A 24,005-nucleotide genomic window follows, 5' to 3' on the forward strand; every position below is an offset into this window, starting at 1 on the left:
TGTCCACACACTACCATCAGGCGGGAATTTTCCGGCCCTGCGCAAGGCTCAGCAGATTCTCGGCAGCTGCTCACCCGCCAGCCAGTCGACGACACGAAGCCCGCCAAACCGGGTTTCCATCTGCACCAGGGCCCTGTCGTCCTCCGTCACCGTACCGACAATGGCGGCTTCCCGGCCCAGCGGGTTTTGACGCATGATGCCGAGCAGCTTTTCCGTATCCCGCGGTTCGCAGAAGCAAAGCAGCTTGCCCTCGTTTGCCACATAGAGCGGGTCGAGCCCCAGCAGTTCGCAGGCGGCAGCAACATCGGGTTTCAACGGAATGCTGGCCTCGTCAATCTGAATACCGGCACGCGCCGCCTGGGCAATCTCGTTGAGCGTTGCGGCCACACCGCCGCGCGTCGGATCGCGCAGCATGGCAATCGACGGCACCGCCGCGACCATCTCGCCGACAAGCCTGTGCAAGGCAGCCGAATCCGATTGCAGCTCGGTCTCGAATTCCAGGTTCTCCCGCTTCGACAGGATCGCCACGCCGTGATCGCCGATGGAGCCAGACAGCAGGATCTTCTGGCCCGGCCGCACCCGTCCGGGGCCGATCTCGACCCCGTCCGGAACCACACCGAGGCCGGTGGTGGTGATGAAGACGCCGTCGCCCTTGCCTTTTTCGACCACCTTGGTGTCCCCGGTCACGACCGGAACACCGGCCTCCTTGGCGGCGCCAGCCATGGAGATCACGATCCGCTCCAGGTCACCCAGCGGAAAACCTTCCTCCAGAATGAACCCGGCGGTCAGATAGAGCGGGCGCGCGCCGGACATGGCGATATCGTTCAAGGTGCCGTGGACGGCGAGCGAGCCGATGTCGCCGCCGGGAAAGAACAGCGGCGAGATGACATGCCCATCCGTGGACATTACCAGCCGCCCTTGGGGAACGCTGACAAGGGCCGCGTCATGCCCCTGTTCCAGAAACGGGTTTTTCAGGTGGCGCTGGAACAGACCGGCGATCAGCTCCGCCATGGCCCGGCCACCGCCACCATGGGTCAGATCGACCGAACCGGTTGCAAACCTCGGCGGTTTATCGAGCGAATTCATGCCGCTGCCTCGCTGCCCCGCTTTTTGGAAGCTTCCGCGAGGGTCTGATGACGGGCATAGGTCCAATAGGCCGCACAGGCGCCTTCCGAAGACACCATGCAGGCCCCCATGGGATTGTCCGGCGTGCAGACCGTGCCGAAGAGCTTGCAGTCGGACGGTTTCTTGACCCCGCGCAGGATGGCAGGGCACTCACAGGATTTGACTTCGCGCGATTGCTTGGCCGAAATGTCGAAGCGTTTTTCCGCGTCGAAACCGGCAAAGGCCTCGCGGATCTTCAACGCGCTGTCCGGCACGCTGCCAAGCCCGCGCCACTCGAAGGTCTCCCGGACTTCCAGCACTTCCGCCACGATGGCCTGCGCCTTGCTGTTCCCCTCCCGGGTCACGACACGGGTGTATTCGTTTTCCACCTCGTGCCGCCCGGAATTGATCTGCCGGATCACCATCAACGCCGACTGCATGACGTCGAGCGGTTCGAACCCGGCGATCACGACCGGTTTCCTGAAGATTGCGGCAGCCGGCTCGTAGGGCGCCGAGCCGATGACGGAACTGACATGGGATGGCCCCAGGAACCCGTCGATGCGGACGGCCTCCGACTGGGCGAGTTCCGGCGAGGACAGGATATGGGTGATGGCGGCCGGGGTCAGCACATGGTTGCAGAAGACGGAGAAATTGGTCAGCCCCTCGGCCCTGGCCTTCTTGATCGCTACAGCGGTCGGCGGCGTGGTGGTCTCGAAGCCGATCGCAAAGAACACCACCTCGCGGTTCGGGTTATTCCGCGCGATTTTCAGGGCATCCATGGTCGAATAGATCATGCGAATGTCCGCACCATCCGCTTTCGCCCGGATCAGGCTGCGCTGTTTGGTGCCCGGTACGCGCATCATGTCACCATAGGTGCACAGGATGACACCATGACGCTCGGCGATCTCCACCGCGTCGTCGAGACGGCGGACAGGCAGCACACAAACGGGGCAGCCGGGACCATGCACGAACTGGACATTGTCCGGCATCAGGTCCTTCACGCCATAGCGGAAGATCGCGTGGGTGTGCCCGCCGCAGAATTCCATGATGTTGTAGGAACGCCCGGCCTGAGCTTCCTGCCGGATGGCGGCGGCAATGGATTTGGCCAGCTCACGGTCGCGGAATTCGTCGATATATTTCATGCCCCGCCTTCCACCATGTCGTCCAGCTCATCCTGCAGGACACCGGCTTCGGCCATCAGCGCCAGCGTACGGTCGGCTTCCTCCGGGCTGACCTTGTGCAGCGCATAGCCTACATGGACGAGCACATAGTCGCCGGCGGAAAGATCCTCGACGAGCGCGGTCGAGATACGTTTCCGGATCCCTTCCAGGGCGACAATGGCCGTATCGTCCTCTTCGAGGGACGTCACTTGCGCGGGAATTGCCAGACACATGGACCTTGTTCCTGTTTCGCCGTTCCGGGGCATTGTTCCTGCCATAACATGGCCGGTTCGGATCGAACCATACGGGCAAGAACCTACGTCAGGGTGATCACGTCTGCGACACCACCCGGTCGAATTCCTGGTCGTCGAGGAATTCATGTGCGTTGTCCGTAATGTAGTCGAGAATGGTCTCCACGGCCCCGGACAAGGCTTCGTCGCTGCGGTGAAGAAGATACCACTTGCGGACGATCGGCAAATTGTCGGCCCGAATGACGCTCAAACGCCCGTACTTTAGCTCTTCGCTGACGGCATGAAAGGAAATCAGCGCAATGCCGAGCCCGGCGATGACCGCCTGTTTGATGGTTTCGTTGGACTCCATCTCGGTAAAGGTGAAGGGCTTGCCTTCGCCAAGCTGGTCCAGAAACCGCATGGTCAGGATCCGGGTGCCGGATCCCGGTTCCCGCAATATGAAGTTTTCCTGCAGGATCCGGTCGACGGACGCGCGCTCCATCCGGGCGAGGGGATGGTCGGGCGGTGCAATCAGCACGTGGGGATGGTCGCCGATCGGGTAAGCGGTCACGGCAGGATAACGCGGCGGCCGCCCCATGATGGCCAGATCGACGCGCCGGGTCTCGAGGGCCGCGATCGTTGCGTCCCGATTGCCGACACTCATGACAATATCGATTTTCGGAAAAATCTTCTTGAGCCGGGCCACGAAGGAAGGCGCGACATATTTGCCGGTGGACACCACCCCGAGAATGACCGTCCCGGCAAGACCACGCTTGAGCGCATCGATCTGCTGCAGCGCCTTCGAAAGCGCGGCGGCCGCGGTTTCATTCGCCAACAGCAAGGCCCGCCCCTCGGCCGTCGGCACGAAAACGCCGTTCGCCGACCGGTCGAGCAAGGAGCATCCCAGGGTCGCTTCAAGGGACTTCAGCTGACTGTGAACAGCCGGCGGTGTCAGGCCGAGTTCGTCCGCTGCCCCGCTGATCGTACCGTTTCTGGTAACGGCGGACAGTGCCTTGAGCTGCTTCAAAGTCAGTGCGTCCAACCGCCGCATTAGATTTTTCTTAATGCCTCTTCGAAATTATTAAATTCTAATAACAGTCGAAATCGTGTTCATCAAGGACAACCCGACAAGGATGGGAGGCCTTGATGACCCAGGAACACCCCGTATTGCCGACCGACGGCATTCCCGACCTGCTGCAACCGGTCCTGACCGCTTTGAGCAATGTGGCACGGGACCTCTCCAAGACCATCGCCAAGGGTGAACTGGCAGGCTCGCTCGGTGCGGCAGTCGGCGGCACTGCCCACGGCGACGACCAGAAAGCGCTCGACGTGATAGCGGACGACGCTTTTTCAAGCGCGCTCAAGGGAACGGGTGTGCGCTGGTACGCTTCGGAAGAGCAGGAACACGCGGTCGCGCTGGACGATGACGCCTCGCTGGCGCTGGCAATCGACCCGCTGGACGGCTCTTCCAACATCGACGTCAATGTGTCCATCGGCACGATCTTTTCCGTTTTTCCCGCGGAAGACGACGCGCAAGGCTCTTTCCTGCGTCCGGCCCGGGAACAGATTGCCGCCGGTTATTTCATCTACGGCCCCCAGACCGCCCTGATCCTGACCGTGGGCGACGGAGTACGCAGCTACACGCTGGATCCCGACACAGGCCGTTTCCATCTGACCAATGCGTCGGTGACGATTCCGCCGGTGTCGACCGAATTCGCCATCAACGCCTCCAACTACAGGCACTGGCCCAAACCGGTGCGCGCCTATATCGACGACTGCCTTGCCGGCACCGACGGCCCGCGGGCACAGAATTTCAACATGCGCTGGATCGCCTCGCTCGTCGCCGAAACGCACCGGATCCTGAGCCGCGGCGGCATCTTTCTCTATCCGTCCGACGACCGGGAAGGATACCGCGACGGCCGCCTGCGCCTGATTTACGAATGCGCACCCATCGCCTTCCTGGTGGAACAGGCCGGCGGCAAGGCAACCACGGGCAGCGATCCGATCCTGGGCCTCACGGCCAAGGCGCTCCACGCCCGCACGCCTATGATCTTCGGCTCGGCGGAAAAGGTGGAGCGGGTCGCGGCCTATTACGACCTGCCTGAGCAAGAGACCTCGGCACTCTTCGGCCAGCGCGGGCTCTTCCGGGCTTAAGAGACACCACAGTCAATCAAAGACATGTTTGCGGCAGGGCGCCAGCACGCTCCCGCCGGGAGGAAAGCTATGTCCAAAAAACACCCGATCATCTCGGTCACCGGCTCGTCCGGCGCAGGCACGAGCACCGTCAAGACGACCTTCGACCAGATTTTCCGGCGCGAAGGTATCAATGCCGTCTCTATCGAGGGCGATGCCTTTCACCGCTACGACCGGGCGAACATGAAGGCCGAACTCGACCGCCGCAAGGCAGCCGGCGACGAAACCTTCAGCCACTTCTCCTATGACGCCAACATCCTGAAGAAGCTGGAGGATGTCTTCCGCGTCTACGGCGAGACGGGACAGGGAGAAACCCGTCACTACGTTCACGACGACGGTGAAGCCGAGAAATACGGCGTCGCACCGGGCAACTTCACCGACTGGGTTCCCTTCGAAAACGGTTCGGATCTGCTCTTTTATGAAGGCCTGCACGGAGCCGTGGTCAACGACGAGGTCAATCTTGCGGCCCTTGCCGATCTCAAGATCGGCGTGGTGCCGGTCATCAATCTGGAATGGATCCAGAAGATCCACCGGGACAAGGCGAGCCGGGGGTATTCGACCGAGGCGGTGACAGACACGATCCTCAGGCGCATGCATGCCTATGTCCATTGCATCTGCCCGCAGTTCATCGAAACCGATGTGAACTTCCAGCGGGTTCCGGTGGTCGACACCTCCGACCCCTTTATCGCCCGCTGGATACCGACCGCCGACGAAAGCCTGGTTGTCATCCGTTTCCGCAATCCGCGCGGCATCGACTTTCCCTACCTCACCTCGATGATCCAGGGGAGCTGGATGAGCCGGGCCAATTCCATCGTCATCCCGGGCGGCAAGCTCGACCTCGCCATGCAGCTCATCTTCACACCGATGATCGACCGCCTGGTTCAAGAATCCAGGCGCGCCTGAGGACCATCAGACATGACACACCAGACGACATTCGCCACCACCGAAGACCTGATGGCCAATGCCATCCGCGCTCTGGCTATGGACGCGGTCGAAAGCGCAAAATCCGGCCACCCGGGCGCTCCGATGGGCATGGCCGACGTGGTCGCCGTACTCTTCAGCCGCTTTATCAAACTCGACCCTGCCGATCCGGCCTGGCCGGACCGAGACCGCTTCGTGCTGTCCGCAGGCCACGCCTCCATGCTGCTTTATGCCGTCCATCATCTCCTCGGCTACGAGGACATGGGTCTCGAGCAACTCAAGAACTTCCGCCAGCTCGGTGCCCGCACCGCGGGCCATCCGGAATACGGACATGCCGGGGGCATCGAGACCACCACCGGCCCGCTCGGCCAGGGCTTGACCACGGCGGTCGGCATGGCACTGGCGGAGCGGATGCACAACGCCCGCTTCGGAGACGACCTGGTCGATCACTTCACCTATGTCGTGGCCGGAGACGGCTGTCTGATGGAAGGCATCAGCCACGAAGCCATCGACATGGCCGGTCATCTCGGCCTCGGCAGGCTGGTCGTTCTGTGGGACGACAATGCGATCACCATCGACGGCGGCACGGAGCTGTCGACCTCCACCGATCAGCTTGCACGTTTTGCCGCCGCAGGCTGGCACACGGTCCGGATCGACGGGCACAACAAGGCCGAGATCGCCGCCGCCCTGACCGAGGCCCGGAAGGACCCGCGCCCCTCGCTGATCGCCTGCCGGACCGTGATCGGTTTCGGCGCCCCCAACAAGCAGGGCAGTTCCTCGGTCCACGGCGCCCCGCTCGGGCCGGACGAAATCGCCGGAGCCAGACAGGCTCTCAACTGGCCCCACGAGGCCTTCGAAATTCCAGCGGAGATCTATGATGCCTGGCGAATGGTCTCCGATCGGGGCCGCGCCGAGCGGCACGCCTGGGCGTGCCGGCATCAGGCCAGTCCACTGCGTGAAGCGTTTGCCGCGTCGCTTGAACCTCCCGAGGCCGAGCAGCTTCACGCAGCCTTGTCCAACCACAAGCACGGACTGGTCGGCGCGGCCCCGAATGTTGCGACGCGCAAGGCATCGGAACTTGCCCTTGAAGTGGTCAATGCCACCTTGCCCAACACCGTCGGCGGCTCCGCCGATCTCACCGGCTCCAACAACACCCGCTCCAGCGCCATGACGCCGGTCCTGCCCGGAAAATTCGGCGGCAACTACATTCACTACGGTGTGCGGGAGCATGCCATGGCGGCGGTCATGAACGGCATCGCGTTGCATGGCGGTTTCGTGCCTTATGGCGGGACATTCCTTGCCTTTGCCGACTATGCGAGACCCGCCATGCGGCTCTCCGCGCTGATGGGCCTGCCCGTCACCTATGTCATGACACATGATTCCATCGGCCTAGGCGAGGACGGTCCCACCCACCAGCCGGTCGAGACGCTGGCAAGTCTCAGGGCCATGCCGAACCTCAAAGTCGTCCGCCCCGCCGACGCGGTCGAAACGGCGGAAGCCTGGGAACTGGCGGTCACTTCGGCCACGACTCCCACGGTTCTCTGCCTGTCCCGCCAGAACCTGCCGACGGTGCGTTCCAACGGCGTGGAAACGAACCTGACCGCCCGGGGGGCCTATGTCCTGAAGGACGTGACAGGGGAACGGGATGTGACTCTGATCGCAACCGGCTCCGAGGTCGAGATCGCCTTGCTGGCGGCAGCGGCCCTCTCAAAGGCCGGTCTCAACGCGGCTGTCGTTTCCGCTCCCTGTTTCGAACTCTTCGCGAAAGAAGACGCCGCCTATCGCGGCGAGGTTCTGGGAACGGCGCCCCGGATCGGCATAGAGGCCGCCATCCGTCAGGGGTGGGATCTTTTCCTGCGCCCGGAGGACAGCTTCATCGGAATGACCGGCTTCGGCGCCTCAGCGCCCGCCCCCGCGCTCTACGAGCATTTCGGCATCACCCCCGGCGCGGTCGTCACCACCGCGCTCGCGCTCACCGCACGCGAGGACGCCCAATGACAGACACTTTCACCACAAACCGGGGAAGCCTGCCCGATATCGCAGGCGCGAATGTCGCCGGCCGCACGGTTCTGATCCGCGCCGATCTCAACGTTCCGATGAAGAACGGCGAGATCACCGACGCCACGCGCATCGCCCGTTTCGCGCCGACAGTGGCCGACCTCGCCAGCCGGGGCGCGGCCGTCGCCGTGATGACACACCTCGGCCGTCCGGACGGCGAACCCAATCCTTGTTTTTCGACGGAGCCAATCGCCCGCGAACTGGAGCAACAGCTGGGCCGGCCGGTGACCTTTGCAAAGGACTGCGTCGGCGACGCCGCGGAGGCGGCAACGGGAAATCTTTCCGCCGGTCAGGTCGTCATGCTGGAGAACCTGCGTTTTCACAGGGGCGAGGGGGAGAACAGCCGCAACTTCGCAATGCGCCTGTCCGTCAATGGCGACCTTTATGTCAACGACGCCTTTTCCTGTGCCCACAGGGCCCACGCCTCGACCCATGCCATCACGGAACTGATGCCCAGCTACGCAGGCCCGGCTCTCTTGGGCGAAGTCGCAGCGCTGGAAACAGCACTCCTTGCACCGGAGCGGCCGGTCGTCGCCATCGTCGGCGGCGCCAAGGTGTCGACCAAGATCGCCGTCCTGAAAAACCTGGTTCAGAAGTTCGACGCGGTCATCATCTGCGGCGGCATGGCCAACACCTTCCTTTTCGCGGAAGGCTTCCAGATGGGCAAGTCGCTTCATGAAGCCGATCAGGTCGCAACGGTCCGGGAGATCAAGACCCTTGCCGCGGCAGCGGGTTGTGAAATCTGCCTGCCGATGGACGCGGTCATCGCGCGGGAGTTCAAGGCAGGTGCGGCAAACCAGACGGTTCCCGTCGATGCCTGCCCGCAAGACGCCATGATCCTGGATGCCGGACCGGCAAGCCTTTCCCGGTTTCGCACCCTTCTCGGCAACGCCCGGACGGTGCTCTGGAACGGTCCGCTCGGTGCTTTCGAGACGCCACCGTTCGACAAGGCGACCGTCGAACTCGCCCGCTTTGCCGCCGGGCGTGCCCGGTCCTGTGACCTGACCTGCGTCGCCGGTGGCGGAGACACCGTTGCCGCCCTCAATGCAGCCGGGGTCACGGACGACTTCACCTATGTCTCTACCGCCGGCGGCGCCTTTCTGGAATGGCTGGAAGGCAAGACCCTTCCCGGAATAGCGGCGCTGATGTCCGCACCTGAAGCTGCCTAGAGGAGAACGACAATGGCGCTCATCACGCTTCGCCAGTTGCTGGACCACGCCGCAGAACACGGCTACGGCGTTCCGGCCTTCAACATCAACAACATGGAACAGGGGCTCGCCATCCTCAGGGCCGCGCAGGCGACCGCCTCCCCGGTGATCCTGCAGGCAAGCCGCGGCGCGCGCTCCTATGCGGGCGACATCATGCTGCGCCACATGGTCGAGGCCCTGGCCGAGATGCATGCCGATATCCCGATCGTCCTGCATCAGGACCACGGCAACAACGACGCCACCTGCCTGTCTGCCATCCGCTACGGCTTCACTTCCGTGATGATGGACGGATCGCTGGAGGAGGACATGAAGACCCCGGCCTCCTACGACTACAATGTCGCCATCACCCGGCGCGTCAGCGAAGCCGCCCATGCGGTCGGCGCAAGTGTCGAGGGGGAACTCGGCGTGCTCGGCTCGCTGGAAACGGGGGAAGCGGGCGAGGAAGACGGCTCGGGCGCGGAAGGCAAGCTCAGCACCGAACAGCTTCTGACGGACCCGGGCCAGGCCGTCGACTTTGTCCTGGCGACAAAATGCGATGCGCTGGCCATTGCCTGCGGCACCAGCCACGGCGCCTACAAGTTCAGCCGCAAGCCGGACGGCGAGATCCTGTCCATGGCCACGATCGCGGCGATCCATGAAAAGCTGCCCGAGACCCATCTGGTCATGCACGGCTCCAGTTCGGTGCCGCAGGAATTGCAGGACCTGATCAACGCCCATGGCGGCGCCATGCCGCAGACCTACGGCGTGCCGGTGGAGGAAATCGAGCGCGGCATCAGGATGGGCGTGCGCAAGGTCAATATCGACACCGACTGCCGCATGGCCATGACCGGCCAGTTCCGGAAGACCGCGCGGGAAAAACCGGCCGAATTCGACCCCCGGAAATTCCTGATTCCGGCGATGGCCGAACTGGAAACACTCTGCCGCGACCGGTTCGAGCGCTTCGGCACCGCCGGTCACGCCTCGAAAATAAAGCCGGTGTCACTCGACGACATGGCGCGGCGCTACGCCAGCGGCGCACTCGACCCGAAAATCGCAACGGCCCAGGCGGCCGAGTAACAAAGGAGATCGCATCATGGATCAATCGAACCGCTACGCCCGTCTCGACCTGAAGGAAGCCGACCTGATTGCCGGCGGCAAACATGTGCTGGTCGCCTACATCATGCGCCCCAAGGCCGGATACGGCTATCTGGAGACCGCCGCCCACTTCGCCGCCGAAAGTTCGACCGGCACCAATGTTGACGTGGCGACCACCGACGACTTCACCCGCGGCGTCGACGCGCTGGTCTATGAAGTCGATCCGGACAAGGAAATCACCAAGATCGCCTATCCGGTGGAGCTCTTCGACCGCAACATCACCGACGGCCGAGCAATGATCTGCTCGTTCCTGACCCTTTGCATCGGCAACAATCAGGGCATGGGCGATGTGGAATATGCCAAGATGCACGATTTCTACGTCCCGCCCGCGTTTCTGCGCCTGTTCGACGGTCCGGCCACCACGATCTCGGATCTGTGGCGCGTGCTCGGACGTCCCCATGTGGACGGCGGTTTTATCGTCGGCACGATCATCAAGCCGAAACTGGGCCTCAGGCCGAAGCCTTTCGCCGACGCCTGCTATGACTTCTGGCTGGGCGGCGACTTCATCAAGAACGACGAACCCCAGGGCAACCAGACGTTTGCCCCGATGAAGGAGACCATTCCGCTGGTAGCCGACGCCATGAAGCGTGCCCAGGACAAGACCGGCGAGGCGAAGCTGTTCTCCGCCAACATCACCGCCGACGACCCGTTCGAGATGATCGCCCGCGGCGAATACATCCTGGAGACATTCGCGGAGAATGCCGAGCATGTCGCCTTCCTGGTGGACGGCTATGTCACCGGTCCGGCGGCGATCACCACGGCCCGCCGTCGATTCCCGCGCCAGTACCTTCACTATCACCGCGCCGGCCACGGCGCAGTGACCTCGCCCCAGTCCATGCGCGGCTACACCGCCTTCGTGCTGTCCAAGATGGCCCGCCTGCAAGGTGCCTCCGGCATTCACACCGGCACCATGAGCTTCGGCAAGATGGAGGGCGAAGCCGCCGACAGGCTGATGGCCTACATGATCACCGACGATTCGGCCCAAGGCCCCTTCTTCCATCAGGAGTGGCAGGGCATGGCACCGACGACGCCAATCATTTCCGGCGGCATGAACGCCCTGCGCATGCCGGGGTTCTTCGAAAATCTCGGTCACTCCAACCTGATCCTGACCGCCGGTGGCGGGTCCTTCGGCCATATGGACGGGGCCGCAGCCGGTGCCACTTCCCTGCGCCAGGCCGAGCAGTGCTGGAAAGAGGGCGCGGACCCGGTGGAATTCGCCAAGGAACATTACGAGTTCGCCCGTGCGTTCCAGAGCTTTCCGCACGATGCGGACAAGATCTACCCCGGCTGGCGCGAAGCCCTGCGGATCAACTCCGCCGCCTGACCGCCTGATTGAAACCATGGCAATTCGAGGGGCGTGAATCGCCCCTCACCTCCAGGGAGCCCTTCGATGCCATTAGACCGTACCCTCAAGATCGCCCCGTCGATCCTCTCCGCCGATTTTGCCGATTTCGGCAGGGAAATCGAAGCCATCGAATCCGAGGGCTGCGACTGGGTGCATGTGGACGTCATGGACGGGCACTTCGTTCCCAACCTGACCTTCGGACCGCCGCTCTGCAAGGCGATCCGGAAACACATCAATACGGTGATGGATGTTCACCTGATGATCGCGCCGGTCGATCCTTATATCGAAGCCTTCGCCGACGCCGGAGCCGACATCATCACCGCACATCTGGAAGCCGGACCGCACACCCACCGGACCTTGCAGGCGATCAGGGCAACGGGGAAGAAGGCCGGACTTGCGCTCAATCCCGGCACCCCGGTTGAAGCGGCACAACCGCTTCTGGATCTCTGTGATCTCGTCTGTGTGATGACCGTCAATCCCGGTTTCGGCGGGCAGAAGTTCATTCACGGCCAGATCGAACAGGTCCGGCGCCTGCGCGCACTCATCGGCGACCGTCCGATCCACATCGAAATCGACGGCGGCGTCGACCCTGAAACCGCCCCCCTTGTCGTGGAAGCCGGTGCCGACGTGCTTGTGGCCGGGTCCGCCGTCTTTCGCGGCGGCAGCGTGGAGAACGCGGAAATTTACGGCAACAACATCGGCGCCATCCGCAGGGCCTGCGAAAATGTGACGATCCAGGCCGCATGAGGCCAGGGCCGCGTTGCCTCTACTGCAATGCGGCGATATTCTCGCATGGACCTCACCACCGGCCACACCCATTTCCGCTAAGGACGAAACCCATGGCAGCGATCCCTCCCGTCTGTGATTTCGGTTGGAAAGCCCCCGATTTCGAATTGCCGGCAACGGACGGCAAGACCTACCGCCTGAGCGACATTGCAGGGCCGAAGGGCACGCTGATCATGTTCATCTGCAACCACTGCCCCTATGTGGTTGCCGTCCGGGACCGCATTCTGCGCGATGCCCGCGCCCTGGCGGAACTCGGCATCGGTGTCGCCGCGATCAGCGCCAACGATGCCTCGGCCTATCCGCAGGACAGCTTTGAGAACATGAAACGTCTGGCGGAACAGGAAAATTTTCCGTTTCCCTATCTTTATGACGAGGATCAGTCCGTTGCCCGTGCCTATGACGCGGTCTGCACCCCGGATTTTTTCGGTTTCAATAAGGATCTGGAACTGCAATACCGTGGCCGACTGGACGCCTCGCGCAGGGAGACCGGTCCGGCCGATCTCCGGCGCGACCTCTTTGAAGCGATGCGGCAGGTCGCCCAAACGGGTCAGGGGCCTGAGGACCAGATCCCGTCCATGGGTTGCTCGATCAAATGGAAAGACGTATGAACCTCACCCTGATTTTTGACCTCGACGGCACGCTGATCGACAGCGCCCCGGACCTTCATGCGGCCAGCAACCGCATGCTCGCCCGTGAAGACCGACCGTCCCTCTCGCTGGAAACCGTGCGTTCCTTCATCGGCAACGGCATTCCCACGCTCGTGGACAGGGTGATGGCCGCAAGCGATCTCGATAAAGGCGAACGCGACCGGCTGATCGCGGAATTCGTGACGGATTACAACGCCCGGGCGACCGAACTGACACGGCCCTACCCGGGTGTCGTCGATGCGCTCCGCAAGTTCCGGGATCTCGGCCTGCGGCTTGCCATCTGCACCAACAAGCCCGTAGGCCCGACGGAAACGATCCTCGACGATCTCGGACTGGCCGAATTCTTTTCGGCCATTGTCGGCGGAGACAGTTTTCCCGAACGCAAGCCTGACCCGCGCGGCGTCCTCAGCCTTGCGCAGGAACTTGGCGGCAGCCAGGCCCTTTATATCGGCGACAGCGAGGTGGATGCGGAAACCGCCTTGCGGGCAAAGCTGCCGTTCTTCCTGTTCACGGAAGGCTACCGGAAGACGCCGGCAGAGGACTTGCAGCACGCGCGGAGTTTCGACGATTTCAACGTCCTCCCCCGGCTTGTCGAGGAATTTGCACCGGTTTCCGCGGAAGAGGCCTGAGCTGATCTTTGGTGAGATTTAGGCGCTCAGGCGCGCCTTGCCGGTGATCACGTCGATTTTGGAGACCGGCACCAGTGCGCCCCGGTGCCCGATGACGTGGCGCGCCAACGCGCAGCCCGCCCGAACGGCCTCGCGCGGACGCGGGCGACCGAGATATTCGACCAGGAAGGCAGCGTTGAAACTGTCGCCCGCCGCCGTCGTGTCGACGACCCGCGTGGCGGCTTCCGGCTGGTAGCGGAAACCGTCGCCATCGGCGCTTTGCACCACGACCGGGTCCTCGCCGTTCTTGACCACGGCGAGCCGCGCTCCGTTTGCAAGGTAACGGTCAGCCGTTGCCTGCGCGTCCTTATCACCGAAGTGACGGGCCTCGTCCTCGAAGGACGGCAGAACAATGCCGGACAGCGCGGCGGCTTTCATCGTCCACCGGCACATGTCTTCCTCGCTTTGCCAGAGGCGGGGCCGCAGGTTGGGATCGAAGACGACCTCCGCCCCTTTTGCAGCGGCATGTCTCAAGGCTTCCAGCAGGCGCTCCCGGCCTGCCTCGGGCAGAATGGCAATGGTGATGCCGGAGAAATAGACAACATCGCCGCCGTCTACATCCGGCAGGTTTTCCAGGTCGTCGGCAAGATGGCGGGCGGCGGATTGCGAGCGCCAGTACTGAAAGCTGCGTTCGCCGTTGTTCAGAAAGATCATGTACATGCCCGGCCCGGCATCCCCGATGATCTTCAGTTTTGGCGAGATCCCGGCTTCCTGCATGAAAACGGTCAACTGCCGCGACAACTCGTCATCGCCGACGGCGCTGAAATAAGCAACCTCAAGGTCTGCGGGACCTGCGAGCTGGCGCGCGTACCAGGCTGTATTGAACGTGTCGCCCGCGAAGCCGATCGCATAGGTTCCTTCCCGCGTCGGCGAGAATTCGACCATGCATTCGCCAATCGCAACAAAACGCCTGGCCATCGGCTACTCCTCGAAATGGTCCGGGTTTTCGGACCGGATCTTGCCGAGAATGGTCTGGATGCGGCCAAGGTGGGTGGTCAGCCTTGCCTCCGCCAGCTCCTTCTTGCCGTCGCGGATCGCGGCAATGATGTCGATGTGATCGTCGAGAGCGATTTGCGCACCGGAGGCCAGGGACAGAAAGCGGACCCGGTCCATATGTGCCTTCTGCTCGCGGATCAGGCTCCAGACATATTCATGACCGGATATGGCGCAGAGCCGCCGGTGAAAATCGTCGTCCAGCCGGTGAAACAATTGCCGTTCTCCTGCCGTGACCGCTGCCTGCTGGTCCTTCAGAAGCACGTCGAGGTCCTTGATGTCGTCGTCGGAGATGACTTCCAGCGCCGCGCGCAGGCACGCAAGCTCGAGAGCCGTGCGGACGAACCGGGCCCTGAGCACCGCCGCTTCCGAAATCTTGGTGATCACCGTTGCCCTCTGCGGCCGGATCGACAGGAACCCGAGTTGGGACAGGCGGAAAAAGGCGTCCCTGACCGGCTGGCGCGACACACCGAATGCCTTGGCGACCTCCACTTCGGAAACCTTCGTTCCCGGCGCAAGTTCCAGCGACAGGATCTGCTGGTGCAGCTCCTCGAAAACCGTGTCGGCCACGGTCGGAATCTTGAGCGGTTCGAGCGCCTTCAGGGCACTGGCGTCTGTCATCAGCTTTCTCTCCGTTGACTTGACTACTCAACTAGCATATCAGTTTACTAGTCGCAACACTTACTGCAACCATTCGCATATCAAGGAACAAGAAATGCCACTGGAAGGAACCGAAGCTCAAGCGGTCTCGGAAATCAGGCTTGACCCCTACCGGCTGTTTCCAGCGGATTCGACTTCCCGTGCGCTGGCCTTCGCGCTTTACGAGACCATCCGGGACCTCCCGATCGTCAGTCCGCACGGCCACACGGACCCGCGCTGGTATGCCGAAAACGAGGCCTTTCCGGACCCGGCCCAGCTTTTCATCGTTCCGGACCACTACGTCTTCCGCATGCTGTACTCGCAAGGCATCGACCTGTCGGATCTCGGCGTTCCGCGCTCGGACGGAGGCTTCAGCGAAACCGACAGCCGCAAGATCTGGCGGACCTTTGCAGAGAACTTCCATCTCTTCCGCGCGACGCCGTCGCGCATGTGGCTGGAGCATTCCTTTCAGGAAGTCTTCGGCTGGACGAAACGGATATCCGCGGAAACGGCGGACGAAGCCTACGACCACATTGCCGATTGCCTCGCCCGCCCGGAGTTCCGGCCCCGCGCCCTTTTCGAGCGTTTCAACATCGAAGTGATCGCAACCACGGAATCACCGCTGGACGATCTGAAGTGGCACCGGCAGATCCGGGAAAGCGGCTGGAACGGCCGCGTCGTAACCGCCTACCGACCGGACCCGGTTGTCGATCCCGAGTTTGAAGGATTCGCGGCAAACGTCGAAAAGTTCGGTGAACTGACCGGCGAGAACACCACCACCTGGGAAGGCTATCTGAAGGCCCACCGCAACCGCCGGACCTGGTTCAAATCGTTCGGCGCCACGTCCTCCGATCATGGTCACGCGACCGCCAGAACGGAAAACCTCTCCGCCGCCACCGCGAACGAATTGTTCCAGAAGGCCCTGACGGGCCGTTGCTCGCCGGAGGAAGCCGACGCCTTCCGGGGGCATATGCTGACGGAAATGGCGCGCATGAGCCTCGACGACGGTCTCGTTCTGCAGATCCATCCGGGCAGCCACCGCAATCATTCCAGCGCGGTCATGTCCGCCTTCGGCCGGGACAAGGGTTTCGATATCCCGACGCAGACCAACTACGTCGACGCCCTGAAGCCGCTTCTGGATGCCGTCGGCCTGGAAAGGAACCTTTCCATCATCCTGTTCACGCTGGACGAAACCGCATATTCGCGCGAACTGGCGCCGATGGCAGGCGTCTATCCGACCCTCAAGCTGGGTCCGGCCTGGTGGTTCTACGACAGCCCCGAAGGCATGCGCCGCTTCCGGGAACTGACCACGGAAACAGCCGGTTTCTACAACACCGTCGGCTTCAACGACGACACCCGTGCCTTCTGTTCGATCCCCGCCCGCCACGACGTGGCCCGCCGGGTCGACTGCGCTTACCTCGCATCCCTCGTTACCTCCGGAAGGCTGGACGAGGACGAGGCTTTCGAGGTCGCTCATGACCTCACGTACAGGCTTGTGAAGCAGGCCTACCGGCTCTGACGAGCTTTTTTTCTGGGAGGAAGTAATGAATATCTTGAAGTCCTTGGCGGCAACGCTGCTGGCCACCGCCGCCTTCACATCCGCCGCCGTCGCCTGCGAGGTGACGCTTAAATCGTCAGACACCCATCCGGACGGCTATCCGACGGTCGAGGCCGTCAAGGAAATGGGCAAGCTTCTGAAGGAACGCACCGACGGCCGCATCTGCGTCGAAGTGTTCCATTCCGCCCAGCTCGGCGAGGAAAAGGACACCATCGAGCAGACCAAGTTCGGCGTCATCGACCTGAACCGCGTTTCCATGGGCCCCTTCAACAATCTGGTCGAGGAAACCAAGGTCGTATCGCTGCCCTATGTCTTCAAGGGCGTCGATCACATGCACCGCGTGATGGACGGTGCGATCGGCGAGGAAATCCTGGCGGCCTTCGAACCGCACGGCTATGTCGGCCTCGCCTTCTATGACGGCGGCTCGCGCAGCTTCTACAACAAGGTCAAGCCGATCACTTCCATCGAAGACCTTGCCGGCATGAAGGTCCGCGTCATGCAGTCCGACATCTTCGTCGACATGATGTCCGCGCTCGGCGCCAATGCGACCCCGATGCCCTATGGCGAAGTCTATTCCTCGATCCAGACCGGTGTCATCGACGGAGCCGAAAACAACTGGCCGTCCTTCGAGTCCTCCGGCCACTATGAAGTCGCCGGCTACTACACGCTGGACGAACACCTGATCGTGCCGGAAGTTCTCGTCATGTCCAAGGTGAGCTGGGACAAGCTGTCTCCTGAAGACCAGGCCGCCGTCCGCCAGGCCGCGAAGGATTCCGTTCCGGTAATGCGCGACCTGTGGGTCGCCCGCGAAAAGGCCTCCGAGGAAAAGGTCCGTGCCGCAGGTGTCGAGGTCATCACCGAGATCGACAAGGCACCCTTCATGGCAGCCATGGACAGCGTCTATGAAAAGCACGTCACCTCTGACAAGCTGAAGGATCTGGTTGCCCGCATCCGCGCAACCGACTGATCAGCAATCAGCCTGCGGTCAGTCCTGACCGCAGGCCCGCCTTGGGGCAGAAAAGTGCAAACTCATCTGACATTCGCCGCGCAAGCCATGCGCCTTATCTCGACGGCCGCCCTGTGGCTGGCCGGCAGCGGCCTGCTGCTCATGACCGTCTTCATTTCCGCGCAGGTCTTCATGCGTTATGTGATGAACGACAGCCTCGTGTGGAGCGAACCCGCCTCAGTCATCCTGATGGGCTGGTTCATTTTCCTTGGCGCCGCCGTCGGCATCCGTGAGGGCTATCACCTCAGTTTCGACGTGCTTCTCTATTTCCTGCCTCAGGGGGCGAAGCTCGTCCTGTTCAGCATTTCCGATGCCGTGGTCGCCGCCTTCGGCGCGGGCATGGCGTGGTACGGCGCGGAACTCGCCGCCTCCGCCTGGGACGTGAAACTGCCCTCGCTCGGGGTCTCCGGCGCGATCGACTTCCTGCCGCTGGTCGGCGGCGGCTGTCTCGTTTTCCTGTTTTCGCTTGAACGTCTGCTCCGCCGTGCCGCCGGTCTTCCGACCGCCCGCTTCGGCGAGGACGCCCTGGAAGAGGCTGTCTGACATGGAACCATACATTCTCTTCGGCACGTTCACGGTCCTGCTGTTGATCGGCACGCCCGTCGCCTTTTGTCTCGGCGCCGCCTCGCTGGCAACCGTGCTCTACATGGAGCTGCCTCCGGTCATCGTCTTTCAGCGACTGAACTCCGGCGTCTCCGTTTTCGCCCTGATGGCGATCCCCTTCTTCATCTTTGCCGGCGAACTGATGGTGCGCGGCGACATCGCCCGCAGGCTGGTGGCGCTCGCCGGAGCCGTTGTCGGCCACATGCGCGGCGGGCTCGGTCAGGTGAATATTACCGCTTCCGTACTGTTCGGAGGTATTTCAGGTTCCGCTGCCGCGGATGCGACTGCCATCGGTGGCCTGATGATCCCGCAGATGAAGGAAAAGGGTTACTCGGTCCAATACGGCGTCAACGTCACGGTGATGTCCTCCATCATCGCGCTGATGCTGCCGCCGTCGCACAACATGATCATCTATTCGATCTCCGCCGGCGGCCGTCTGTCGATCGCCGACCTTTTCACCGCGGGCATCCTTCCGGGGCTTCTGCTCGCACTCGCCCTGATGGTCACCGCCTGGTTCGTCGCAAAACGTGCCGGCTATCCGACCGAAGCCTTTCCCGGCTGGCCTGCCCTCGGCGCGCTCTTCGTCAACGCCATCCCGGGCCTGCTGCTGATCGGCATCATCTTCGGCGGTGTGCGCTCCGGTGTCTTCACCGCCTCGGAAAGCTCCTGCATCGCGGCAGTCTACGCCCTGCTCGTCACGACGCTCGCCTACCGCACCATGCACTGGCCGGAGTTCGTCGCCGCGACCAAGGCAGCGGTGCGGACGACAGCCATGGTGCTGCTGGTGATCGGCTGTGCCGCCTCCTTTGGCTGGCTGCTCGCCTTCCTCCACATTCCGGCGCAGCTGGTGGCCTTCATGAAAGGCATTTCCGAGAACCCGCTGATCATCCTGCTGATGATCAATATCGTCCTTCTGTTCCTCGGAACCTTCATGGACATGTCGCCGCTGATCGTCATCACCACGCCGATCTTCCTGCCCGTAGCAACCGCCTTCGGTGTCGATCCGGTGCACTTCGGAGTCATCCTGGTGCTGAACCTCGGCATCGGCCTGTGCACCCCGCCAGTCGGCACGGTGCTCTTCGTCGGCTGCGCGGTCGGCAGGATCTCGGTCTGGGACGCCATCAGGACCATCTGGCCCTTCTACGGCGCCGCGGTCATCACGCTGCTGCTGGTGACCTACATCCCGGCCCTGTCGCTGTGGCTTCCGTCCGTCTTCCACTGAGGGTGAGAGCATGCACGTAAAAACCTTTCCGGAAGTAACAGCGGATCCCGGCGTCAAGCGCCAGGTTCTCTCCGACAGCCCGCAGCTGATGGTGGTGGCCTTCCGGTTTCGCGAACCAGGCGCGGAAGGCAAGCTTCACAGCCACCCGCATGTCCAGTCCACCTATGTGGAAAGCGGCCGCTTCCGTTTCAGCATCGGCGGAGAGGCGTTCGAGGTTGCCCCAGGCGACAGTTTCGTCATTCCTTCGGGGGCGGCGCATGGCTGCATCTGCCTGGAACCTGGCACCCTGATCGACACCTTCACGCCCCGCCGCGACGACTTTCTTTAGTTCCGAATTCACGCCTCACCCAGGACATTTCAAAATGAGTACAGTTGAAACCCGCTACGCCATAGATCCGCAAACGGCGAAATCGCTCGACACCCAGGGCCTTCGCGACCACTTCCATGCCGCAGGTCTGTTCGAGGAGGGCAAGATCAATCTGATCTACTCGCACTATGACCGCCTTATCCTCGGCGCTGCCGTCCCCGGCTCCGGTGAACTGACGCTCGACCACGTCAAGGAGGCCGGCACGCAATCGCTGCTGGACCGGCGCGAACTCGGCATCCTGAACATCGGCGACACCGGCACGGTCGTCGTCGGCGGCAAGGCCTACGAAGTCGGCCGGGGTGACGTCCTCTATATCGGCATGGGCTCCGGCCCCGTCGCCTTTTCCGGGGCAGGACGCTTTTACATCCTGTCCGCGCCGGCCCACCGCACCTGTCCGACCCGCCTGATCACCGTGAAGGACGCCCGGCGGGTGGAACTCGGCTCCGCGGAGACCTCCAACGAGCGCGTCATCCTGCAGTTCCTGCATCCGGACGTCGCCGAGAGCTGTCAGCTCCTGATGGGCTACACCCAGTTCGCGCCGGGCTCGGTCTGGAACACCATGCCCGCCCATGTGCACGACCGCCGCATGGAGGCCTACCTTTACTTCGACCTTTCCGAAGATCAGCGCGTTTTCCATTTCATGGGCGAGCCGAACGAGACCCGCCATCTTGTCATGGCCAACGAGGAAGCCGTCATCTCGCCGCCCTGGTCGATCCACTGCGGTGCCGGCACAGGGGCCTACACCTTCTGCTGGGCGATGGCCGGAGATAATGTCGACTTCACCGACATGGACATGGTCGCAATGGGAGACTTACGATGAATTCCTTCTCGCTTGAAGGCAGGCGCGCCCTGGTGACGGGCGCCAATACCGGTATCGGCCAGGCGATCGCAATCGCCATGGGCAATGCCGGGGCCGAAGTCCTGTGCGCCGCCCGCCGCGACTGCGACGAGACGCTGTCGAAGATCGGAAACGGGCGTCACGTGCCACTCGATTTTTCCGATCCGATGGCCGCCGCACCGCTGTTCGAGGCGGAGCGGATCGACATCCTCGTCAACAATGCCGGCATCATCCGCCGCGCGGATGCGGTCGACTTTTCCGAAGCCGACTGGGACGACGTGATCGACGTCAACCTGAAGGCGGTTTTCTTCACCTGCCAGGCTTTCGGCAAGGCGGCGCTGGCCGGCGGAAGACCCGGCGCGATTGTCAACATCGCCTCGCTGCTGTCCTTCCAGGGCGGCATCCGGGTGCCGTCCTATACCGCTGCCAAACACGGCGTCGCCGGCATCACGAAACTGCTTGCCAACGAGTGGGCTTCAAAAAACATCAACGTCAATGCCATCGCGCCAGGCTATATCGCCACCAACAACACGGAAGACCTGCGCAACGATCCGGAGCGCAACCGACAGATCCTGGAACGCATTCCGGCAGGCCGCTGGGGCGAGGCAAGCGACATCGGCGAGGCCGCTGTCTTCCTGGCCTCTCCTGCCGCCAAATATATTCACGGAGCCGTATTGAGTGTCGACGGAGGCTGGCTTGCACGCTGATCCTGCAAGACTTGAACGTCAAAAAGGCCCGGCTCCCAGGGCCGGAATCGTCCACCTCGGGCTCGGCGCTTTCTTCCGGGCCTTCGGCGCCGTTTACATCGAAGAGGCGATGGAAAAATCCGGCGGCAACTGGGGCATCATCGGCGTCAGCCTGAAGAGCCCGTCGACGCGCGACAGGCTCGCACCGCAGGATTTTGTCTATACCGCGCAGGAACTCGGACCGGACGGTGCGAAGCTTCACCAGGTCGAGATCATCCGCGAGGTGCTCGTCGCACCTGAAAACCCGGATGCCGTGCTCGCGGCCATGTCCGATCCGGACATCCGCATCGTCAGCCTGACGGTCACGGAAAAGGGCTATTGCCACGATCCGGCAACCGGCAGGCTCAACAGCACACATCCCGATATCCGGCACGACATTGCCGCCTCCCGGCCGGTTTCCGCGCCGGGCTATCTCGTCAGGGCGCTTCAGCAACGCAAGGCTGCCGGCCTGCCGCCTTTTACCGTTCTGACTTGCGACAACCTGCCGGACAACGGCAGGCTGGTTAAAGGGATTGTCCTTGACCTTGCCCGCGAGATCGACCCGGAACTGGCGGACTGGATCATGGCCGAAGGCCGTTTTCCCGCAACCATGGTCGACCGGATCGTCCCCGCAACAAAGCCGGAAGACGTGGACGCCCTGGCAGAAAAGACCGGCCGGTTCGACGCGGCCCCGGTGTTGCACGAACCGTTCCGGCAATGGGTGGTCGAGGACGATTTCGTCCCGGCCTATGGCGAGGAAGCCCGCCCGGACCTTGCTGCCGCCGGTGCCGAACTGGTCGCCAATGTGACGCCGTATGAGCACATGAAGCTCAGGATGCTCAACGGCACGCACTCCTCGCTCGCCTATCTCGGCTATCTGGCGGGTCACGAGACAATCGCCGAGACGGTTGCGGACCCCGTCCTGGCGACTTTCGTGAAGCGTCTTTGGCGAGACGAAATCATCCCGTCCTTCACGCCACCCGACGGTGTCGACATCCACGGCTATGCCGACGCCCTTTTTTCGCGCTTCGCCAACCCCGGCATCCGTCACCGTACCTGGCAGATCGCCATGGATGGCAGCCAGAAGCTGCCGCAGCGCATTCTGGGAACGCTTCGCGACAACCAGGCCGCTGGCCGGACCAGCCCCGGCCTCGTCACGGCGGTGGCCGCCTGGATGATCTACGCCGGCGGGACGGATCTGACCGGAGCGCCCATCGACGTGCGCGACCCGTTGGCCGGCCGGCTGAAATCCCTTTCGGACGGCGCACCGGATACGGAAGGCAAGGTGTCCGCACTGCTCGGTGTCACGGACATCTTCGACGCCGAACTTGCCGAAACGCTCCGCCCCGCCCTGACGGACGCCTATGCCCGTTTGAAGGCGGAAGGCGTGCACAAGACGCTGGAGGCGCTCGCATGATCGAGGGATGGCGCTGGTATGGCGGTTTTGACCGGATCGCCCTTTCGGAAATCGCCCAGACCGGGGCGGCGAGCATCGTCACCGCCCTGCACGAGGTCCCCTACGGGGAGATCTGGCCCCGTCGAACGATTGCCGAAACCCGGGCCCGGATCAATGCCGCCGGGTTCGAATGGAGCGTTGTCGAAAGCCTGCCGGTCCATGAGCGGATCAAACGGGGCGAAGGAGATCTGACGGAGCTTTTCGCCAACTACAGGCAGTCCATGGCGAACCTTGCCGCCGAGGGCATCAAGGTCATCTGCTACAACTTCATGCCGCTGCTGGACTGGACCCGGACGGACCTCAAGGCGCCCGTCAAACGAGGCGGAACCTGCCTCCGGTTTTCCGTGGAGAAGATGGCGGCTTTCGAACTTTTCATGATCGAACGCCCGGGCGCCGAAGCCGGCTACACCACCGGAAACATTGCCGCCGCGAAAAGCTGGTTCGAAAGCTCGACCCCGGAGGACCGGGACATCCTTGTCACGGCGATCATGGCCGGTCTTCCCGGCGCTTATGACAGGTATGACGTGAAGGGCCTGCAACGGGCGCTCGCCCCTTACGAAGGGCTTGACCGAAACGCCCTGCGCCAAAACTACAGGCGTTTCCTGGAAGAAGTCATGCCCACTGCCGAGGATCTTGGTCTGAAGTTCGGCGTGCACCCCGACGATCCGCCTCGCGACATTCTCGGCCTGCCGCGCATCGTCTCCAACGCCCAGGACATCGACTGGATCCTCTCCGCCGTCGACAGCCCCGCCAACGGGCTGACGCTTTGCAGCGGATCATTGGGAGCCAACCCGGAAAACGACGTGCCGGCGATTGCCCGGCAGTTCGCGGACAAGGTCCATTTCGCTCACCTCAGGAATGTCGCCAAGGATCCGGACGGCTCGTTCGAGGAAGCCGCTCATCTGGCGGGCGACACGAACATGGCCACCCTGGTTTCAGAACTCCTGACAGAGGAACGCCGCCGGAAGGCTTCAGGCCGTGCAGAGTGCGAAATCGTCTTCAGGCCGGACCATGGCCACGAACTTCTGGACGACGCGCAAAGAGGCGCCCACCCCGGCTATCCGCTGATCGGCCGCATGCGCGGCCTGGCCGAACTCCGGGGCATCATCGCCGGACTGAATCACGCATCCGGCCGGGCGTAACC

24 protein-coding genes are annotated in these 24,005 nt (G+C 62.9%); 18 read left to right on the forward strand and 6 right to left on the reverse strand.

Going from position 1 to position 24,005, the window contains the following annotated elements:
* Positions 1-48: 48 nt before the first annotated feature.
* The 4 genes from hypE to ACQY7U_RS09955 form a co-directional block, all read right to left on the reverse strand.
* On the reverse strand, positions 49-1,086 hold the full coding sequence (gene hypE / locus ACQY7U_RS09940; protein ID WP_428643984.1) for a hydrogenase expression/formation protein HypE: 1,038 nt from the start codon (positions 1,084-1,086) through the stop codon (positions 49-51).
* Positions 1,083-2,246 (reverse strand): hydrogenase formation protein HypD, encoded by a 1,164-nt coding sequence (gene hypD / locus ACQY7U_RS09945; RefSeq protein WP_428643986.1) that lies wholly within the window; start codon positions 2,244-2,246, stop codon positions 1,083-1,085. The genes hypE and hypD overlap by 4 nt, the downstream gene beginning before the upstream one ends.
* Entirely contained in the window at positions 2,243-2,497 is a 255-nt protein-coding gene (locus ACQY7U_RS09950) for a HypC/HybG/HupF family hydrogenase formation chaperone (RefSeq protein ID WP_428643988.1), read from the reverse strand. Before ACQY7U_RS09950 ends, hypD begins: the two co-directional genes overlap by 4 nt.
* A 97-nt stretch (positions 2,498-2,594) precedes the next feature.
* A complete protein-coding gene (locus tag ACQY7U_RS09955) occupies positions 2,595-3,545 on the reverse strand; it encodes a LysR family transcriptional regulator (protein ID WP_428643991.1) in 951 nt (316 codons plus the stop codon).
* A 95-nt stretch (positions 3,546-3,640) separates the two neighbouring features.
* Here ACQY7U_RS09955 and ACQY7U_RS09960 point away from each other — a divergent pair, with 95 nt between their 5' ends.
* The 9 genes from ACQY7U_RS09960 (at position 3,641) to gph (ending at position 13,415) form a co-directional block, all read left to right on the forward strand.
* Positions 3,641-4,648, forward strand: coding sequence for a class 1 fructose-bisphosphatase (locus tag ACQY7U_RS09960; protein ID WP_428643992.1), 1,008 nt, complete (start codon positions 3,641-3,643; stop codon positions 4,646-4,648).
* Between the two features lie 69 nt (positions 4,649-4,717).
* Positions 4,718-5,590, forward strand: a complete 873-nt coding sequence (locus tag ACQY7U_RS09965) for a phosphoribulokinase (protein WP_428643994.1) — start codon at positions 4,718-4,720, stop codon at positions 5,588-5,590.
* Between the two features lie 12 nt (positions 5,591-5,602).
* The gene (tkt, locus tag ACQY7U_RS09970) at positions 5,603-7,606 is read left to right on the forward strand and encodes a transketolase (protein ID WP_428643995.1); all 2,004 of its coding nucleotides are present in this window, start codon (positions 5,603-5,605) and stop codon (positions 7,604-7,606) included.
* A complete protein-coding gene (locus ACQY7U_RS09975) occupies positions 7,603-8,835 on the forward strand; it encodes a phosphoglycerate kinase (protein WP_428643997.1) in 1,233 nt (410 codons plus the stop codon). Before tkt ends, ACQY7U_RS09975 begins: the two co-directional genes overlap by 4 nt.
* A 12-nt stretch (positions 8,836-8,847) precedes the next feature.
* Positions 8,848-9,930, forward strand: coding sequence for a class II fructose-bisphosphate aldolase (gene fba / locus ACQY7U_RS09980; RefSeq protein WP_428643999.1), 1,083 nt, complete (start codon positions 8,848-8,850; stop codon positions 9,928-9,930).
* A gap of 16 nt (positions 9,931-9,946) precedes the next feature.
* Entirely contained in the window at positions 9,947-11,332 is a 1,386-nt protein-coding gene (locus ACQY7U_RS09985) for a ribulose-bisphosphate carboxylase (RefSeq protein WP_428644001.1), read from the forward strand.
* 66 nt (positions 11,333-11,398) lie between these two features.
* Positions 11,399-12,100, forward strand: a complete 702-nt coding sequence (rpe, locus tag ACQY7U_RS09990; protein ID WP_428644003.1) for a ribulose-phosphate 3-epimerase — start codon at positions 11,399-11,401, stop codon at positions 12,098-12,100.
* A 92-nt stretch (positions 12,101-12,192) separates the two neighbouring features.
* The gene (locus ACQY7U_RS09995; RefSeq protein ID WP_428644006.1) at positions 12,193-12,747 is read left to right on the forward strand and encodes a thioredoxin family protein; all 555 of its coding nucleotides are present in this window, start codon (positions 12,193-12,195) and stop codon (positions 12,745-12,747) included.
* Positions 12,744-13,415, forward strand: coding sequence for a phosphoglycolate phosphatase (gph, locus tag ACQY7U_RS10000; protein WP_428644008.1), 672 nt, complete (start codon positions 12,744-12,746; stop codon positions 13,413-13,415). Before ACQY7U_RS09995 ends, gph begins: the two co-directional genes overlap by 4 nt.
* 18 nt (positions 13,416-13,433) lie before the next feature.
* Here gph and ACQY7U_RS10005 read toward each other — a convergent pair whose 3' ends face one another.
* Positions 13,434-14,372 carry a sugar kinase gene (locus tag ACQY7U_RS10005; RefSeq protein WP_428644010.1) on the reverse strand — a complete coding sequence of 313 codons (939 nt, stop codon included), beginning with the start codon at positions 14,370-14,372 and terminating at the stop codon, positions 13,434-13,436.
* A gap of 3 nt (positions 14,373-14,375) precedes the next feature.
* Positions 14,376-15,068 (reverse strand): GntR family transcriptional regulator, encoded by a 693-nt coding sequence (locus tag ACQY7U_RS10010; protein ID WP_428644012.1) that lies wholly within the window; start codon positions 15,066-15,068, stop codon positions 14,376-14,378.
* 94 nt (positions 15,069-15,162) lie between these two features.
* Between ACQY7U_RS10010 and uxaC the strand changes: the two genes are divergently transcribed.
* Genes uxaC through uxuA form a run of 9 tightly spaced genes read left to right on the forward strand, consistent with a single transcriptional unit; the run spans position 15,163 to position 24,003 of the window.
* Positions 15,163-16,605, forward strand: coding sequence for a glucuronate isomerase (gene uxaC, locus ACQY7U_RS10015; protein WP_428644014.1), 1,443 nt, complete (start codon positions 15,163-15,165; stop codon positions 16,603-16,605).
* 25 nt (positions 16,606-16,630) lie between these two features.
* Positions 16,631-17,611, forward strand: coding sequence for a TRAP transporter substrate-binding protein (locus tag ACQY7U_RS10020; RefSeq protein ID WP_428644015.1), 981 nt, complete (start codon positions 16,631-16,633; stop codon positions 17,609-17,611).
* A 54-nt stretch (positions 17,612-17,665) separates the two neighbouring features.
* Positions 17,666-18,193 carry a TRAP transporter small permease gene (locus tag ACQY7U_RS10025; RefSeq protein WP_428644016.1) on the forward strand — a complete coding sequence of 176 codons (528 nt, stop codon included), beginning with the start codon at positions 17,666-17,668 and terminating at the stop codon, positions 18,191-18,193.
* A gap of 1 nt (position 18,194) precedes the next feature.
* Positions 18,195-19,475 (forward strand): TRAP transporter large permease, encoded by a 1,281-nt coding sequence (locus tag ACQY7U_RS10030; protein ID WP_428644018.1) that lies wholly within the window; start codon positions 18,195-18,197, stop codon positions 19,473-19,475.
* 10 nt (positions 19,476-19,485) lie between these two features.
* Positions 19,486-19,803: a cupin domain-containing protein gene (locus ACQY7U_RS10035; RefSeq protein WP_428644020.1), complete on the forward strand. Its 318-nt coding sequence runs from the start codon at positions 19,486-19,488 to the stop codon at positions 19,801-19,803.
* Between the two features lie 34 nt (positions 19,804-19,837).
* Positions 19,838-20,662: a 5-dehydro-4-deoxy-D-glucuronate isomerase gene (gene kduI, locus ACQY7U_RS10040; RefSeq protein ID WP_428644023.1), complete on the forward strand. Its 825-nt coding sequence runs from the start codon at positions 19,838-19,840 to the stop codon at positions 20,660-20,662.
* On the forward strand, positions 20,659-21,387 hold the full coding sequence (kduD, locus tag ACQY7U_RS10045) for a 2-dehydro-3-deoxy-D-gluconate 5-dehydrogenase KduD (protein WP_428644025.1): 729 nt from the start codon (positions 20,659-20,661) through the stop codon (positions 21,385-21,387). Before kduI ends, kduD begins: the two co-directional genes overlap by 4 nt.
* Complete coding sequence (locus ACQY7U_RS10050; protein ID WP_428644027.1) at positions 21,377-22,822, forward strand: mannitol dehydrogenase family protein; 1,446 nt, start codon at positions 21,377-21,379, stop codon at positions 22,820-22,822. Before kduD ends, ACQY7U_RS10050 begins: the two co-directional genes overlap by 11 nt.
* A complete protein-coding gene (uxuA, locus tag ACQY7U_RS10055) occupies positions 22,819-24,003 on the forward strand; it encodes a mannonate dehydratase (protein WP_428644029.1) in 1,185 nt (394 codons plus the stop codon). The genes ACQY7U_RS10050 and uxuA overlap by 4 nt, the downstream gene beginning before the upstream one ends.
* Positions 24,004-24,005 lie beyond the last annotated feature (2 nt).

The sequence above is a fragment of the Roseibium sp. genome, assembly GCF_050301095.1.
Taxonomy (GTDB): domain Bacteria; phylum Pseudomonadota; class Alphaproteobacteria; order Rhizobiales; family Stappiaceae; genus Roseibium.

Bases quoted from the DNA above. Each gene is read 5' to 3' on its own strand.
- uxaC (WP_428644014.1), top strand. From the start codon at position 15,163: ATGCCACTGGAAGGAACCGAAGCTCAAGCGGTCTCGGAAATCAGGCTT.
- ACQY7U_RS09955 (WP_428643991.1), bottom strand. From the start codon at position 3,545: ATGCGGCGGTTGGACGCACTGACTTTGAAGCAGCTCAAGGCACTGTCC.
- ACQY7U_RS10005 (WP_428644010.1), bottom strand. From the start codon at position 14,372: ATGGCCAGGCGTTTTGTTGCGATTGGCGAATGCATGGTCGAATTCTCG.
- uxuA (WP_428644029.1), top strand. From the start codon at position 22,819: ATGATCGAGGGATGGCGCTGGTATGGCGGTTTTGACCGGATCGCCCTT.
- ACQY7U_RS10035 (WP_428644020.1), top strand. From the start codon at position 19,486: ATGCACGTAAAAACCTTTCCGGAAGTAACAGCGGATCCCGGCGTCAAG.
- ACQY7U_RS09950 (WP_428643988.1), bottom strand. From the start codon at position 2,497: ATGTGTCTGGCAATTCCCGCGCAAGTGACGTCCCTCGAAGAGGACGAT.
- kduI (WP_428644023.1), top strand. From the start codon at position 19,838: ATGAGTACAGTTGAAACCCGCTACGCCATAGATCCGCAAACGGCGAAA.
- ACQY7U_RS10030 (WP_428644018.1), top strand. From the start codon at position 18,195: ATGGAACCATACATTCTCTTCGGCACGTTCACGGTCCTGCTGTTGATC.
- rpe (WP_428644003.1), top strand. From the start codon at position 11,399: ATGCCATTAGACCGTACCCTCAAGATCGCCCCGTCGATCCTCTCCGCC.
- ACQY7U_RS09965 (WP_428643994.1), top strand. From the start codon at position 4,718: ATGTCCAAAAAACACCCGATCATCTCGGTCACCGGCTCGTCCGGCGCA.
- ACQY7U_RS10010 (WP_428644012.1), bottom strand. From the start codon at position 15,068: ATGACAGACGCCAGTGCCCTGAAGGCGCTCGAACCGCTCAAGATTCCG.
- ACQY7U_RS09960 (WP_428643992.1), top strand. From the start codon at position 3,641: ATGACCCAGGAACACCCCGTATTGCCGACCGACGGCATTCCCGACCTG.
- tkt (WP_428643995.1), top strand. From the start codon at position 5,603: ATGACACACCAGACGACATTCGCCACCACCGAAGACCTGATGGCCAAT.
- ACQY7U_RS09985 (WP_428644001.1), top strand. From the start codon at position 9,947: ATGGATCAATCGAACCGCTACGCCCGTCTCGACCTGAAGGAAGCCGAC.
- ACQY7U_RS09975 (WP_428643997.1), top strand. From the start codon at position 7,603: ATGACAGACACTTTCACCACAAACCGGGGAAGCCTGCCCGATATCGCA.
- hypE (WP_428643984.1), bottom strand. From the start codon at position 1,086: ATGAATTCGCTCGATAAACCGCCGAGGTTTGCAACCGGTTCGGTCGAT.
- ACQY7U_RS09995 (WP_428644006.1), top strand. From the start codon at position 12,193: ATGGCAGCGATCCCTCCCGTCTGTGATTTCGGTTGGAAAGCCCCCGAT.
- fba (WP_428643999.1), top strand. From the start codon at position 8,848: ATGGCGCTCATCACGCTTCGCCAGTTGCTGGACCACGCCGCAGAACAC.
- gph (WP_428644008.1), top strand. From the start codon at position 12,744: ATGAACCTCACCCTGATTTTTGACCTCGACGGCACGCTGATCGACAGC.
- kduD (WP_428644025.1), top strand. From the start codon at position 20,659: ATGAATTCCTTCTCGCTTGAAGGCAGGCGCGCCCTGGTGACGGGCGCC.
- hypD (WP_428643986.1), bottom strand. From the start codon at position 2,246: ATGAAATATATCGACGAATTCCGCGACCGTGAGCTGGCCAAATCCATT.
- ACQY7U_RS10020 (WP_428644015.1), top strand. From the start codon at position 16,631: ATGAATATCTTGAAGTCCTTGGCGGCAACGCTGCTGGCCACCGCCGCC.